Origin of the sequence: Sphingobacterium sp. UBA2480 (assembly GCF_002341965.1) — a bacterium.
Classification (GTDB): Bacteria; Bacteroidota; Bacteroidia; order Sphingobacteriales; family Sphingobacteriaceae; genus Sphingobacterium; species Sphingobacterium multivorum.
This window is the reverse complement of record NZ_DDPA01000002.1, coordinates 93,063-107,624: the sequence shown is the minus strand read 5'-3', so window position 1 is coordinate 107,624 and position 14,562 is coordinate 93,063. Positions and strand designations below refer to the sequence as shown.

The 14,562-nt window shown below is 38.6% G+C and carries 11 protein-coding genes; 5 read left to right on the top strand and 6 right to left on the bottom strand.

Annotated elements, in window-relative coordinates:
• Positions 1–4 precede the first annotated feature (4 nt).
• Entirely contained in the window at positions 5–1,135 is a 1,131-nt protein-coding gene (locus B3600_RS04820; protein WP_286752272.1) for a TlpA disulfide reductase family protein, read from the bottom strand.
• A 276-nt stretch (positions 1,136–1,411) separates the two neighbouring features.
• Here B3600_RS04820 and B3600_RS04815 point away from each other — a divergent pair, with 276 nt between their 5' ends.
• Positions 1,412–1,762: a helix-turn-helix domain-containing protein gene (locus B3600_RS04815; protein ID WP_286752271.1), complete on the top strand. Its 351-nt coding sequence runs from the start codon at positions 1,412–1,414 to the stop codon at positions 1,760–1,762.
• A 60-nt stretch (positions 1,763–1,822) separates the two neighbouring features.
• Here the strand turns inward: B3600_RS04815 and B3600_RS04810 are convergent, their stop codons facing one another.
• From B3600_RS04810 to B3600_RS04795, 4 genes are all read right to left on the bottom strand, one after another.
• Entirely contained in the window at positions 1,823–2,134 is a 312-nt protein-coding gene (locus B3600_RS04810) for a hypothetical protein (RefSeq protein ID WP_286752270.1), read from the bottom strand.
• Positions 2,135–2,293: 159 nt separating this feature from the next.
• Complete coding sequence (locus tag B3600_RS04805) at positions 2,294–2,986, bottom strand: hypothetical protein (RefSeq protein ID WP_046674172.1); 693 nt, start codon at positions 2,984–2,986, stop codon at positions 2,294–2,296.
• 18 nt (positions 2,987–3,004) lie between these two features.
• Positions 3,005–6,502: a DEAD/DEAH box helicase gene (locus B3600_RS04800; protein WP_286752269.1), complete on the bottom strand. Its 3,498-nt coding sequence runs from the start codon at positions 6,500–6,502 to the stop codon at positions 3,005–3,007.
• A 10-nt stretch (positions 6,503–6,512) separates the two neighbouring features.
• Positions 6,513–8,240 (bottom strand): hypothetical protein, encoded by a 1,728-nt coding sequence (locus B3600_RS04795; protein ID WP_286752268.1) that lies wholly within the window; start codon positions 8,238–8,240, stop codon positions 6,513–6,515.
• A 545-nt stretch (positions 8,241–8,785) separates the two neighbouring features.
• Here B3600_RS04795 and B3600_RS04790 point away from each other — a divergent pair.
• Positions 8,786–9,877, top strand: coding sequence for a DKNYY domain-containing protein (locus tag B3600_RS04790; protein WP_286752267.1), 1,092 nt, complete (start codon positions 8,786–8,788; stop codon positions 9,875–9,877).
• Between the two features lie 29 nt (positions 9,878–9,906).
• On the opposite strand, the gene B3600_RS04785 is transcribed toward B3600_RS04790, so the two are convergent.
• Positions 9,907–11,007: a Fic family protein gene (locus B3600_RS04785; protein WP_286752266.1), complete on the bottom strand. Its 1,101-nt coding sequence runs from the start codon at positions 11,005–11,007 to the stop codon at positions 9,907–9,909.
• A gap of 334 nt (positions 11,008–11,341) precedes the next feature.
• On the opposite strand from B3600_RS04785, the gene B3600_RS04780 reads away from it, so the two are divergent.
• The 3 genes from B3600_RS04780 (at position 11,342) to B3600_RS04770 (ending at position 14,505) form a co-directional block, all read left to right on the top strand.
• On the top strand, positions 11,342–12,805 hold the full coding sequence (locus tag B3600_RS04780; RefSeq protein WP_286752265.1) for a hypothetical protein: 1,464 nt from the start codon (positions 11,342–11,344) through the stop codon (positions 12,803–12,805).
• Positions 12,806–12,932: 127 nt separating this feature from the next.
• Positions 12,933–13,460 carry an RNA polymerase sigma-70 factor gene (locus B3600_RS04775; protein ID WP_156167646.1) on the top strand — a complete coding sequence of 176 codons (528 nt, stop codon included), beginning with the start codon at positions 12,933–12,935 and terminating at the stop codon, positions 13,458–13,460.
• 97 nt (positions 13,461–13,557) lie between these two features.
• The gene (locus B3600_RS04770; protein ID WP_286752264.1) at positions 13,558–14,505 is read left to right on the top strand and encodes a FecR family protein; all 948 of its coding nucleotides are present in this window, start codon (positions 13,558–13,560) and stop codon (positions 14,503–14,505) included.
• Positions 14,506–14,562 lie beyond the last annotated feature (57 nt).

Genomic DNA, 14,562 nt, shown 5'->3' with positions numbered 1-14,562 from the left:
CCGTTTAATCAACGATATATTTAGAAAGTTGGAGTTCCAAATCTTCACCACGAAGGTTTTTGGCAATAATTTTTCCATTGGGATCGATCAGAAAATTTTGAGGAATCGATCGGATATTATAAAGCTTAGCGACCTGGTTATCCCAAAAATTAAGGTCCGAAACCTGATCCCATTCTAATTTATCATCTGCAATAGCTTTTAGCCAGCTGTTCTTTTTGCCAGGTTGATCTAAAGATACGCCGAGCACGGTAAATTTTTTATTTTTTAGGGCATGATAAGCTTTTACGACATTGGGATTTTCCTGACGGCAGGGGCCACACCAACTTGCCCAGAAATCCAATAACACATATTTACCCCGATAATCGGCAAGGGAGATATTTTTCCCATCCGGGTTAGCCTGGGTAAAAGCCGGAGCAATCTGTCCGATTGATGTCGCCTTGGTTTGATCAATCTGTAGTGCAAAAGCTTTTCCTTTTTCCGAATGACGTATTTCTGGACTGAGCTGTTTGAAATATCGGTCTAGTTCGTCAGCCTCAGGAGCATAGCCAACAACTTCTGCAATCCGGTCTAAGCTAACGAAAGAATTAGGATTCTCTGAGATAAAGGCTTCCAGAATTTTCTTATTCTCAAGCTGATAATGCTCACTGAGCTGTTCAATTTCTTTTTTGAATTCTGGGGAATTTCGTTGCTCTGGGCTCGCCGAAAAATATTTTGTATTCAACGCATCACGCAAAGGAGCAATTTGTTCCAGCCGTTTCTTCAATTGGCTAAGCTCCTTATTTGTATTCCCTCCCTGGATCAATGGATTTTTTAATGAATCGGTGGATTGAACCTTGATCGCTGTGTTTTCAAGATAAAGTGTTAGATTTTTTGAACGTTGAGCCAGGGCAAGTGTCTTACCTACCGCTAGGCTGGCTACTGTCGGATCAGCAATCGTATAACTGAATTGAAATGTTCCATTTGAACCAATGTTGACGGAATCTACGACACGTTGTGTACCATTCCGATAGCTCAGAAAAGCTTTGTCCTGCGCGGTATAGCCAGTCACTTGACCGTTTAACAGAACAGTTTTATGCTGCGCCATAATCGCTGTAGAGAAAGTGAGCGATGCAATCAATGTAAATACTTTAGTCATATGTTTATTATTTTATAAAAACTACCAAATAAGTAGACTATTCAAAAATAAGTGGTTTGACTATTCATTTCCAACAGTTAGGTAGAAAATGTTCCTATATTAAATGGTGCTATGAAGATTTAATACGCCTTTACGAAGAAGGCTTTACGAGGAGGATAGCAGTGGTTTTTAAATAAATAAAAATAAAGACTACCACATAAGTAGATTATATTTTCAAAATACTTATCTTTGTTTATACCAAACCCTGTATTCACATTAATTTGCATTCTATTAACCATGAGCAATGTTACATCACAAGAAATTATCAAAGCCGTTAAAGAGCGTAGGAAATATCTCAAGATTTCCCAACGGGCAATGGCTGAACAATTATATATATCATTAAAAGCCTATCAGAATCTTGAGATCGGAACAACGAAGATAGACATTGAGCGTTTACAGCAAATTGCGGATATATTAAACACGGATATGAATAGTCTGATCAATTCTCCGACAGCTCAGTTAAAGCAAGAAAAATTACCCTTAGCAAACGAAAAGCAGCTTTTACGCGACAAAGAGAGTTATATTTCTTATTTAGAGGAGAGTTTACAGTATTACAGAAACCTTATTAAGGAGAATAATTTATTGTAGTCAAGGAGCCTGAAACTAGCGAATGTATTCTTGGCATTCTTTATGAAATTTATAAAATTTCTAGCGCTTTCCTATGGTGGCGCGATATATCCAGAAGATCATCAGAGCCAGTGTTGCAGAAAAAAGAATATTGCCGATCAATTTTAGAGGTTCAAATTCGTGGTATCCGACCTGCTCATTAAGATCCAGGCTATAGCCACTCCCTTTCCGAAAGAATATCCAGGGAAATCCTACGGTTAAATTACCGTCGACGTCCAGATCATTATGATAGAAACAAACTGTCAAAATAGCAAAAACACCAATAGTACCAACAAGGACGTTGTATAATGTCGGCACTATTGATGTTTTACGTTGTTCGGGTTTTGCGTGCATGCTTAAATATAGCGATTCATTTTGATTGCATGTTATAATCACTATAGGTACCTTGCCAGTGACTAGCTAGGTCTACACATTTTGATCGTCGTATTTTACAAAGTTGATCAAACTTAACATAGCGTTATGCTGTGTACGTTGTTTTATCTCTCACCACCACTAATTAAATATTGCATGCTCTCCCTTTCTATCAACTGGATAAAAAGAATACCTTCCTTCCACATTTATGATGACCAATTTATTTTGCTGAATGAGTCCATACAGTACATTTTTCAAATGTCTTGGATAAATCCGGAGGTGAGCCAATCCCGTATCCTTAACTTTCCGAAACAACTGATAGGGAGAAGCCCCCGATCTGAAGAAATCCACATCCAAAAGGAGGTTAATTTTCTGTCGTACATGCAACATTGCATCCGATTCTATCTGAAGGTCCTTTTCAGCCTTCCATTCTTCAAATTGTAATTTTGGAGCAGCGGGTTTATTATCTCCAGCTACAAACTGCCAAGGTAATTCGAGCGTATAACTCCATTTTACCTCATCCTCTTCGATATGTAGGCGCACGAGACGCTCTTCGGAAACTTCATATTTTTCACGGTGGAATTCCATCGCTTCTATGCAGGAACTTGCATAGATGCGGTCGAGCAGGATGGACTCTTGTATTAAAAATTTTCGAACTTGATACATTTTCTCAAAATCCAAATAAGCGTGATCGGCTTTCCCCAGTAAAAACGACAGTTCCTCCGGCCTCCACTCTTGTTGAATACGCCGCTTAAGATAGGTGTACCAAAGCTGAAAATCGTGTGAATACATCATTCCCGAATAGGAAGTTTTTAGAATAGATTCTGTTTTCATAATTTATTTTGTAATTGGTTATTCAAATAATTTAAGCAGCTCTTCTTTACTGATCGATTTCATCAGATTCGTTTCATCTAAAATAAGTCCTTCGGATATTCGTTTTTTACTTTCTTGGAGTGCTAAGATGTACTCCTCAACGGAATCCCGACAAACAATCTTGTAAGCCATGACATGCTTGTCCTGACCAATGCGGTAGCACCGATCTATTGCCTGTGCTTCGGCAGCGGGATTCCACCAGGGATCCAAAATATAAACATAATCAGCTGCGGTCAGATTCAAGCCTGTTCCTCCGGCTTTGAGGCTGATTAAAAACACACGGCATCCGTTCTCGTTCTGAAATCTTTCGACCGCATTTTGCCGCTGATCCTGATTCATTTTACCATCAAGATAGGCATACGCTATACCCTTATTTTCGATTCGTTGTGCCACGAGCTTTAGCATGGACGTATACGCCGAAAAGAGAAGAATCTTATGATTCGGAGCTACTTCATCCATGATCTCATCAATAAAATCCAATTTGATCGAATCATGACCGAAGCCACCATCTTTCATCAGCATGGGCGAATTGCACAGCTGTCGTAGTTTTTGCAGCGCCTCTATCGCCAAAAATTTGGATTTTGTGGAATCGGCACTATTCAGATTACTTTCAATCTCCCCCTTGAATATCTTTCTGACCTTATCATATATCTTTCTTTGCTCCGGAAGCATATCCATATACAGAATTGTCTCGGTCTTTTCAGGAAGATCCAAGGCAACCTGTTTTTTTGTACGCCGAAGAATAAAAGGTTGGATCATCTTTTGAAGCCCAAGGATAGTTGTTTGCGCTGTATTTTCATCTTTGATCCCTCGATAAGTGTTATTGAAACTGCCATAAGTTCCAAAAAAACCAGGGTTGACCATACTCATTTGTGCGTAGATATCTTCCACCCCATTTTCAATAGGTGTTCCAGTCATCGCTATTCGATAGCAGGACTTTAGCTCAGTTAGCGATTTAAATCTTTTTGAATGACGATTTTTTATCGCCTGCGACTCATCTAAAATCATGTAACTAAAGGACTGGGATTTAAGAAAGTCAAGCTCCATCATAACTGTTCCATAGGTTGTAATCAAGATGGATTCGTTCTCTATTTCCGTGACTTCCCTCCTTTTTTGTCCATGATAAATAGATGTTCGACGATTTGGAGAAAATTTCTTGAATTCAGCCAGCCAATTGAATAGTAGGGAATTGGGTACAATAATAATTGAGGGGGCTGCCTTTGGATTATTTTGATAGAAATATTCCAAAAGCGTTATTGCCTGTAATGTTTTCCCTAATCCCATATCATCAGCCAAGATACCGCCCCATTGAAAATCGCTTAAGAATACCATCCAGCTAAACCCTGCCTGTTGGTAAGGACGCAACTCTGCCTGGATCGCTTTTGGAACATCCAACAGGGCTATTTCATCCGTATCCAACAGTTTCTTTCGACGTTCAGCTAGGCTATTTTGAATAATACGGGGATCAATTCGATCCAGCCGTGTTTGGAAAGATAGCAATTGGGCTGAAGTGAGTTTAAGACAGTCGGTTTCAACCAGCGCATAATTAAACAGCACATCAAATAATGCTTTATCTGAGGCTTTAATATATCCGAAAGATTTATCTGCCAATTGGATGCTACTGTAGTCGTTTATGATCTTTTCTTCAAACTCTCCCGGTAAATAGGCCGTTGTTCCAAATTTGAAAATCATGTAAATGGAAAATACATTATTGTCCTGACGAATATCCAATACTTCCCATTTCAGTTGGTGTGGCAGCAAATAAGCTCCCTTTGAAATATTGTTCAGAATAGTTTTGTACCCCTTGCTCTTACATTTTTTTATAAATTCATACAGTCTATTTCTGTTGCTATGCGCCTGCCATTCCAAGCGCTTAACCATTCTATTGGTGCAGCTTTTCAAATTTGGCAACTGTGCTTCAATAAAGGTATTAAACTCATGCTCGCCAACAAGATCTCTCTCCGTATACAGGCAGATTCCATTTTCCGGTTTTAAAATCAAGTTTCCTCCATATGGAATTACATATTCTTCCTTTTCACTCAGCGTAGCTTTCAATTCGAAATTTAAATGATCATCGTCGTCTTTCTCCACCACAACCTTAAATTGAGGCACATGATGAGCGGTATTAGAAATAAAAACTGTATCCTTGTTTAAAGGTTCAAGGTCTATGTGAAACGATGTTGACAGTGGTATCAATAAATGTGTAAAGAAATCCTCATAGTCCTTCTTTAACACCGTGATTTTAGTAGAAATACTGTAAAAGAAACGTAATAGAAACTCCTTTTGAAGATTATCAACAAAAAGACACTCATCTTCGTTCAAATTGATAAAGAAGAAATTGGACCGACATTCGGATGTATAGTCTTTCAACTCCTCTCCACTGTAGACAAGAATTAACGATAGAAGCAGGTGATCGCTGCTTTCTTTCAAATGAAATTTCACACTAAGATCATCGCCCGCCAAAATCACATTCCGATAAGTTGTACGATATTTGGATGGATATTTGAAGTTTTCAATTGTAGTTTTTAAATTATTTCTATCGACAAAGGCAACACGTAATCTTTGATCCGATTTTCCTTCCAAAAGTTTACGCCAAGCACTGATGATAAAATCCTTCTCCAAACGATTAAAGTCATTTCGCACGTCTTCTTTTTCCCTATCCCCTAATTGTCTTTGTGGACTTTTGGAAAAGGCTAGAATCTTACGACATAAATCGATTTTTAAAACATCGCTATCAGCAAAATTCGCCAACTCATTACCAAATTCTCCTAAATAATTTATCTTACTGTCTATTTCAAAAGGTATTAAAAAGGGCAGTCCGTCCAACTGACGCTCTCTAGGAACAACATACATAAAGTCCGGAAAAGGCGCCCCAAGCTTTCCTAGCCATTGGTTTTCAGATGCTACATCTAGTAATTCCGATTCAAGTTCCTGGTGGTCGAAGTAATTATATACCTGACCAAATTGATTATGATTTTCAATACAAACCTTATCATTGCGGTAATATAGCCTTGAAATACCCAATTGAAAGAACTTATGCTGACTTTCGGGTAGGAGGGCAATATCTTTTGCATATAAATCATTTAAGAATTTATTACTGAGTAAAAACTTACGATAAAGTCCAATAATTACATAATCACACAGACTATCATGACGCTTTTTACAATCGCACTTAACCTTCAATCCGATTTCTTTGATCTCGAGATCAATTTTGAGATATTTGCTTTTATAATTTCCATCTCTTCTTAGAGAAAATGACCATTTAAACTTGTTGACTTTGATTATCCTAACGCTGTAACTATAAAGGTGGAAATCTTCCAGTGGTATTTCTCCTTTATAGAGCTTAAGAAAGTAGTTTGATGAAATATAAAGATCCTCTTGATTTTCCCAAGGAATAATAAAGCTATTCCTCTCTTTGTCAGGTATAATCGGAGCAACATCTGTTGATAGCCCCAGATTTTCAACACTATTTCCCATAAATCCTTTTTTATTGCTTATTGAAATTAACCTCCGATTTCAGCTCCATATACCGTATGCTCTGATCGCAGAGATCGACAAAGAAATCCGTAATTTCCTTCGCTTTTGACCTAAAATAGTCCATATCAAGCTGAGCCAATGGTGAAGGAAGCTCATAGACTCGCCCTTTCATTTGTTTTAACAGCTCTGCATTCAATATTTCCTCCACCTCATTTCTTGCTGTAAAAAATTCTTTCACCTTTTTATCACAGATACATGTCCAATCCACCAGATCTGCAATGGTGACATTCATTGGCGCATAACCGATTCGGAGATATAGATAACTATATAGTCCAATAGAAGTCAACTGATTTAAAAATAATACAGCCAATTGAGCACTAGAAAGGCCTTCAGAAGAAAAAACAGCCAAAAGATTCTGCATGAGTTTTGAATTCCGCACCCATGAAATTGAGGTCTTAAATAAGGTACTATGCCAATCAACAGGTACAACCGAGTAAGTCGGTTTATAACGCGGATGGCGATAGAGAACAACAGATTCATTCCAGATGGTATGAGAGAAACGGCTACCCAGATCCAATTTTGTTGCCAGAAAATCTGTGCTAATAAAAGCTACAACTGCAGTAACTTGACCGTAAGCGACTTTTCGAAAGTGACAGTGACCCAATTTCTTTTTTATCACAACAAGGTAGATTTCTGTTTTTCCATTTTCCTGACGAGGAAAATCAAACAGCCCTTTTCCATGGGCATCGCTGACATAATAATTGAGCAACATCATTTGTTCGGGGTTATTTTCCTGGTGGATCTGATGCAACAACTCCTGTACATCGCTCTGATATTGCGCTGGCCAAGGGAAACTATGAAAGTCTGCACCAGCTTCAACTTGCTCTTGTTCCTTCATTTTAGCCAACTTGCTCTTTTCTAGCGCCGCTTGAGCAGCGCCCTCTGCGGCCACAAGCGCATCGTATACGGCCTGCAAGGCTTCCGTAAAGTAGCGGAACAACTTTTCTATTGCAGCCTGCAATACGAGACAACGATCATATAGTTGCGAAGCATCTACGGCTGAAATATCCAGGTCTCTATTTTGATTAACGGCATTAAAAGAATTATCCAGTAATGCAAAACGCATCTTATCTTCGTCTGCCTCTCCCATAAAGACCGATTTGAACATCGGAAAATGCGTATGCAGGCTCCGAATTCGACTGTCAAAACTATGTACATTATTTCCCTTACCTTCTACCATTACTTGAAGCAGTTTCAGATGACTTTCCAAACTTTGGTGAACCATAAATAAGGCACGCGGATAATTGGCTATTTCTGCAAATGTTTGTGCTCCCTGTAAAAACTCCGCGGATACAGCAGTCGCCTTCTCATAATACTTTTCCGAGAGATCCAATATGCCACGTATTTCCTTACCTTTAATGATGAGAGAACTACTTCGTGTACTACTAAAAATCTCATGCTGAGGCAAGATCGCATAACAATAAAATAAGCTCCCAAGCTTTATTTTATTCTTCAATTCTGGCGCAAAAATCAATTCAAATGAAATGTTCTCCTGATCCATCAAGCACAATTCCACAATAGGTTTTAGCACTTTGTGTGAAAGTCCACTCACGGGTTTAAGCGCTAAAACTAAATGATGCGATTCCTGATCGAGAAATTGATATTTAACGACATAGGCACGATCGAGATCCATACGCTGGGAAAGCCGATCAATAATTAATTGGCTATTAATTTCCATACTAAATGATTTAAGGTTAAAAAATCGGCGCAATAAAACAGACCAACAGATCAAACTGTTAAAGACCATTATTGCAAATAATCAATACTTAATTTGTAAAAAAGATAGTATAATATCCAAGGAGACTACATAGGGTCAACACGTTTTATTAGATAGACGTTCGCCCCTTGGCTTTTTAGGAAATACCAGCACCACAATTAAAAATGTATCGAAACTTTCATTTCGTGAAAAAGTGATGAGCTACCGCTGGTAATTTGATAACTAAAACACTTTGTAATTCAATTACAAGAAAAACAATAACAATACAATTATATAGTTAATATATACAAATATATAAATTAACAATTTAAAAACAAATTATTTTTTTAGATTTCACTTGTGTATGTTTAAAAATAGCCAATAAGTAAATCCAATAGAGCTTTAAATACACGAATTATAAATAGCGAGAAGCGAATTGTAAACAATCGACAGATTACTTATATATTTCCGTTATCTTTAGCGGAATAGATCTTTAATAATTGCTATAGAACATAGCATTTACAGTTATGAACAGTAGTTTAAAAATGGGAATCCTAAGTGCTTTGATAAGTCTACTCCTTTCCTGCAAGGAGCAGGTCAGTCCTTTATCTGAAGACTACTATAAAAAGAACGGCGCGATTTATTTTATACCGGGCGGCAATGGTTTTGAAAGAGGGTCGAGAAAGACCGTTGCCGATGTAGCTAGTTTTTCAGTGATTAAAGATGTCTATGCCCGCGATAAAGATCACCTCTATTTCATGGGCTGCCCCCAACAACTCGTCGACGTAAAGACCTTTCAACTGAAAAACAGGATTCCTGTCGATCAACAACACGTATTCAAGTTTGAAGGTTTTGCTTCGGCTACTTCCGATTGCAGCCAAAACCAGCTCACCATTATTGATGGAGCCGATCCGGCAACTTTTACGACGTTATATGATCAACTGCCGGCACTAGCTAAAGACAAAGCACATTACTTTTATAAGTATCAACCCCTTCACGTCGACTATGCGACTTTCAGCGTTGTCAACAACAACTTTGTAAAAGATAAAAATCAGCTTTCGGTAGTCACCAACAAAGGTATTCTTTCGCTCCACTATAAAACAGCTCACGTTAAGGCTCTCAATGCGGCATATGTACTACTGGATAACCATACACTGCTTTACTACGAGCCTTATCAAGGCATCGGTATACTGGAAATCGAACTCCCTTCGTCAAACAACATAAAATTCCTCAATGAGAAAATGGTAATCATTGACCAATTGGTGATTATCTCGGGTAAGAAATTTGGATACTCAGAGGTTGATGCAGATAGCTTCGAGCTATTGGAAGGAGCAAACGGAAAAGCCCGCTGGTCACGCGACAAAAATCATGTCTATTATGAGCAACAGATATTTTCAGAAGCAGATCCAAAGACTTTTGAGGTCCTCAAGTTTGCCGTCGCCAAGGATGCCAAACATATTTTCATTGGCAATAAAATATTCAACGGACCAGATGTAAAAAGTTTCAAAAAGGTTGATAAATCCCGGGTGAACTATGATTTCGAAGATGACCTTGGCAACAGATATTGGTATCAAACCAATAAAGGACAGGTCCTATTGGTTCCGGTTACTAAAAAGTAATAGAAGCACCGAGGACTTTATGCCCGGGGTTAAGAAAGTATGAGTTCGTACCGTACAGATCTCCCATGTCCCAACTGTTCAACTATCCCCAGTTCCTGCAACCTTTGCAGATCCCTAGTCGCAGTAGCTTTTGAGGTCCGTGTAATAGAAATATATTTTTTTGCAGTCATCCCGCCAATAAAACCTTCAATTCCCTGCTCGAGCATCCGATTGATAACCTTCATTTGCCTATCATTCAATAGATCACGGTTTCTATCAAAAAATTTTGCTTTTCTTACAGTAAACTCAATGAGCTCTCTGGTTTCCTTTTGTGCCTCAAAAATTACTTTGGTAAAGTAGCTAATCCACCCTGTAATATCTAAACTAGCCTGCGCAATTTTTAAATTATCGTAATAAACTTGTTTGTTTTTCTCAATAGTTTTTGATATCGACAACAGGACTGGAGACTTTAATGTGTGCGACAGCGTATATTCGGCCAATGCTCTGCCTATTCGCCCATTGCCATCCTCAAAAGGATGAATTGACTCAAAGTAAAGATGAATGATAGCCGTCTTGACCAATGCAGCAATTATATATTCTGACTCCTTAACTTCGTATGAGTTAAACCAGTTAATCATTTGCTCCATCTCTTTTGGAACGTTAGCAGACGGGGGAGCTTCATAGTGAACGGTTTCTTTGCCATATGAACCTGAAATTATCTGCATAGGCTCCTCCCCCACACGCCACTTTCCAGCGTTAACTTGAGGAAACCCCGCCATTAATATAGCATGCCATCTCAGTATAACATCGAGAGTCAGTTCAATATTGGCACTATCTCTTATTGTTGTCATTAATTTTGCAATCCCTGCAACTCTGCGATCACGAACAACAACATCGCCCTGAATACCGAGATTTCTCTTAATTGAAGACATTAAATCTTCTCGACTCATATATTCTCCCTCAATTTCCGAGGTTTTCATAGCTTCAGATATAAGTACCTCTACAAATGCTTCCTGTTTTAGTTCTTCATTCAGTCCTGTTAATAAACCATGTATTGCCCCCATTTCTTGCGCAAATGCAACCGCTATGGGTTGAATCTCTTCAAGCCTATAAATGAAATTAGGCCACTCTTTATATTGCCAGTTATACATAATTTGAGCCGATTTAAACTTATAATCGGCTCAAATATAAACAAAATTTGAGCCGATTAGCCAAATTAATCGGCTCAAAGAAAAAAGCATACGCAATATTGACATCCTTGGATGATATAACTATGAGTCCAGCAAAAGAAAAATTACATTCCTTTTGAATCATCAAGATAATCACTGAAATCGGCTATTTTTCCAAAGCCTGTTTTCCACTACTTTAGTTTCTAAACCAAGGGGGTTCAGAGCGTGTACGATTTGCAATTCGGACTCAATCAACACGAGCAACTGCAACAACATGAGAGCTGCAAACAACCAGGTTCAATTAATTGAAAAAAGGATGATCAAATCATTATTGCTAAGTATAACAACTATGCTATGTATCACAGCATGTGCACAGGAATCCGCCATAATCACAAAAAATGACCGGGTTAAATGGATTCCCTATCAAACCAAAAACAAGCAGTTTGTCTATGTCGACAGCGCATTCCAGAAGAAGCTATCCCAAGAGTTCCATTGGGCTCAGCCTTTCACGTCCACAGGATATGCACTGGTAGCCAATGAAAAGGATCAAACGGGGATCATTAACAGCGAAGGTGAATTTATCGAACATTATTCCGACACAGATTTACAGCTCTTAGACCTCAAGCAGCTGACTCTTCTGATGAAACGCCAGGAATATGAAAAGAAATTGCCCTTCTGGAAATGGGACTGGAATATCCTAAGCAGTTATATCAAGAAAACAGCTACTTATGTCAAGCTTGAAATACGGGTATTGGAAAGTAATCAGATTCTGCTGAAAAAAGATATTCCTTACGATGAGAACGAATATAACCTTGCAACTTACCCCTTAAACGACAAGCATCTGATCCTCAATGGGAACCTGTATCTGCTAAAAGATCAAAAACTTAAGAAAATAGAAGAACACATTGAAATGCCCTTGGAAAACGGACGTTATATTCCAGCATCAGCAAACAGTTTTACCATCCTTGATATCCGAAGCAAAAAACCGGTTTTATCCGCTTTGACAGGCATAGACAAAATAGACCTTCTTTGGAAAAATGAGGCCATACAGCTCGATTCTATCAATCAGGAGCGCTACAGCCCAGCAATCCCCAAACTACTAAAGGACAATAATACAGGCAGCATATATGCCTTTCCACAATACGACAAAGCTTTTCCAAAACAAATTAGACAAGCCAATGCGACACAGATTGCCTTTCTAAAAGAAATATCCTTAGTTTATTCGGTGACTAATTCGCCCTATTTTATTCTAGGCAGATTTAACTACGATCATGCCATCTGGGCTTATGATTGGTTATATATGGATAAAGATGGCAACTTATTGGACACCATCAAAGCCCCGAACTTCTATATCCTGGATCAGGTGGGTAATTTGGTCTGGCCAGACAAACACATGTTACTCACCTCGAATGCCCTGGAAAAGAATTGGAAGACCGGAAAAATAAAGTACATCGATTCATCAGAAGATCTTTATTTAATTGATGTAAAACGAGGTGATCTAGAACCTACAAAAGGCCTATGGAATTCAAGTACAAAGACTTGGGATATAAACCCCGATTTCGAACATATTGAAACCTTAGATGGTAAACGACAAATCTTTGCATTACAGGAGCATAAAGATGGTCGCTATACTTTATACAACAACAAGACAAAACAACGAATCGGCAACAAAAGCTACATGACCATCAATCCCAACGGGTGGGTACAATATAAAAATGAGTGCAATCGGGACGACGGCTATTTTATTGACATTGCTACGGGCAAGGAATATAAAGAATAAAAATATACCGCTCAATCTCAGCAATAATTCCCAAGATTAATTTATAACAGACAAAATATACTCTTTAAGATTTATTAACTTTAAAGGAATACTGAGTTATTAGCTTTGTCCAATTAAAACTGATCTTGTGAGCGAATTATTGATAGCATCATTAAAGCGAGGTGACCACTTTGCCATGGAACAGATTTTTAATCTGTACTGGGAAGCCATATTTGATGCAGCTTTTAAGAAAATAGGCGACGAAAATGTGGCTCAGGACATTACCCAGGAAATCTTCATTTCGCTGTGGGAACACCGTGAGCAGGTCATCATATCTGGTGGTCTTGCAGCCTATCTACATGGAGCTGTCAAATTCAAAGTAATCAACCATTTTCGGAATACGACAGTTAAAGATGGACATAAAGCCGAACTAGCGACTTTAATGAACCAACGATATGCGGATTCAGCGGACGACCTACTGATCCTAAAAGACGCGCAGCAAAAAGTTGAAGAAGCTTTGATGCTGCTTCCCGAACGTATGCGACTGGTCGTCACCATGAGCCGAAAACAAGAAAAGTCTATCAAGGAAATTGCGAGCGAGTTGAATGTCTCCGTACAAACTGTCAAGAATCAAATTACCTCGGCCATGAAACTGCTCAAAAAAAGCCTCTCTTAGGCAGTTCCTCCATTTTTTTTGAGTGTTAACAATAATTTAATATACTCCTAATATTTTCGACTAGTACCATTTCCCATTTGAAGTGACATGTATTCAAATGAGGGAAGAAAAAGCAAAGCAGTTACTGCAAAAATATTTAAATGGAGAGGCTACCGCCGCCGAGATTAAGCAAGTCGAAGATTGGTACGCCCAACTGGATAAGGCTGCAAAAAAAGTTCCGCAGGAACGAAAAGCTGCACTGCGCGAACAATTATTGGCCAATATTCAGTCCAGTATTTCAGAAAAGGGAAGTAAACGACCTTCCCTGCTGTATTCACCTGTATTCAAAATAGCAGCCGCTATTTTAATGATTGCTTCCATAGGACTTCTTTATTGGAAAGTAAATAATCAACCTATCACAGCATCTGCGCAGATCGTCACAACAACCCTTGCAGGGGAACATAAAAAGATTGTCTTGGCAGATGGTTCGGAAATTATCCTCGAACCATCTTCAAAAATCAGCTATCCAAGTAAATTCAAGGGCAATATCCGTGAAATAGCACTTACTGAGGGGGAAGCCTTCTTTGACATTGCCCACGACGAGAAGCATCCATTTCAGGTACAGCTTGCATCGAAGCTAGCAGTTAAAGTATTAGGAACCTCTTTTCGGATAAAAGCCTATCAGGCTTCCGATCAAGTCGAAGTCACCGTCGCTACGGGTAAGGTTGCTGTGGAGCAAAATGATAAGATCCTCGGCATATTAACCAAAAACCAAAGTCTACGCTATGATAAAGAGACCAAACAATCATCGCGCAACCTAGTAGAAAAAAATACAGCCGTAGCCATTGCGTTTGATGGAACACCACTTAAGGAGGTGGTAAAAAGACTGGAATATGTCTACAACATCGAAATTATCTTAAAAGACACTTCACTTTCGCCTTTAAAAACAACAGCCACATTCAATAGCACACAAAATCCGGCAGAAATACTGGATATCATCTGCAGCCTACATCACCTCAAGTACAGTACGATTGAAAAGGATAAAATATTTAAAGTCCACAAATAATGTCTAAAAATTTACCTAAAACATCTTAGTCACCATGCGTAATTCATTACCTAATCA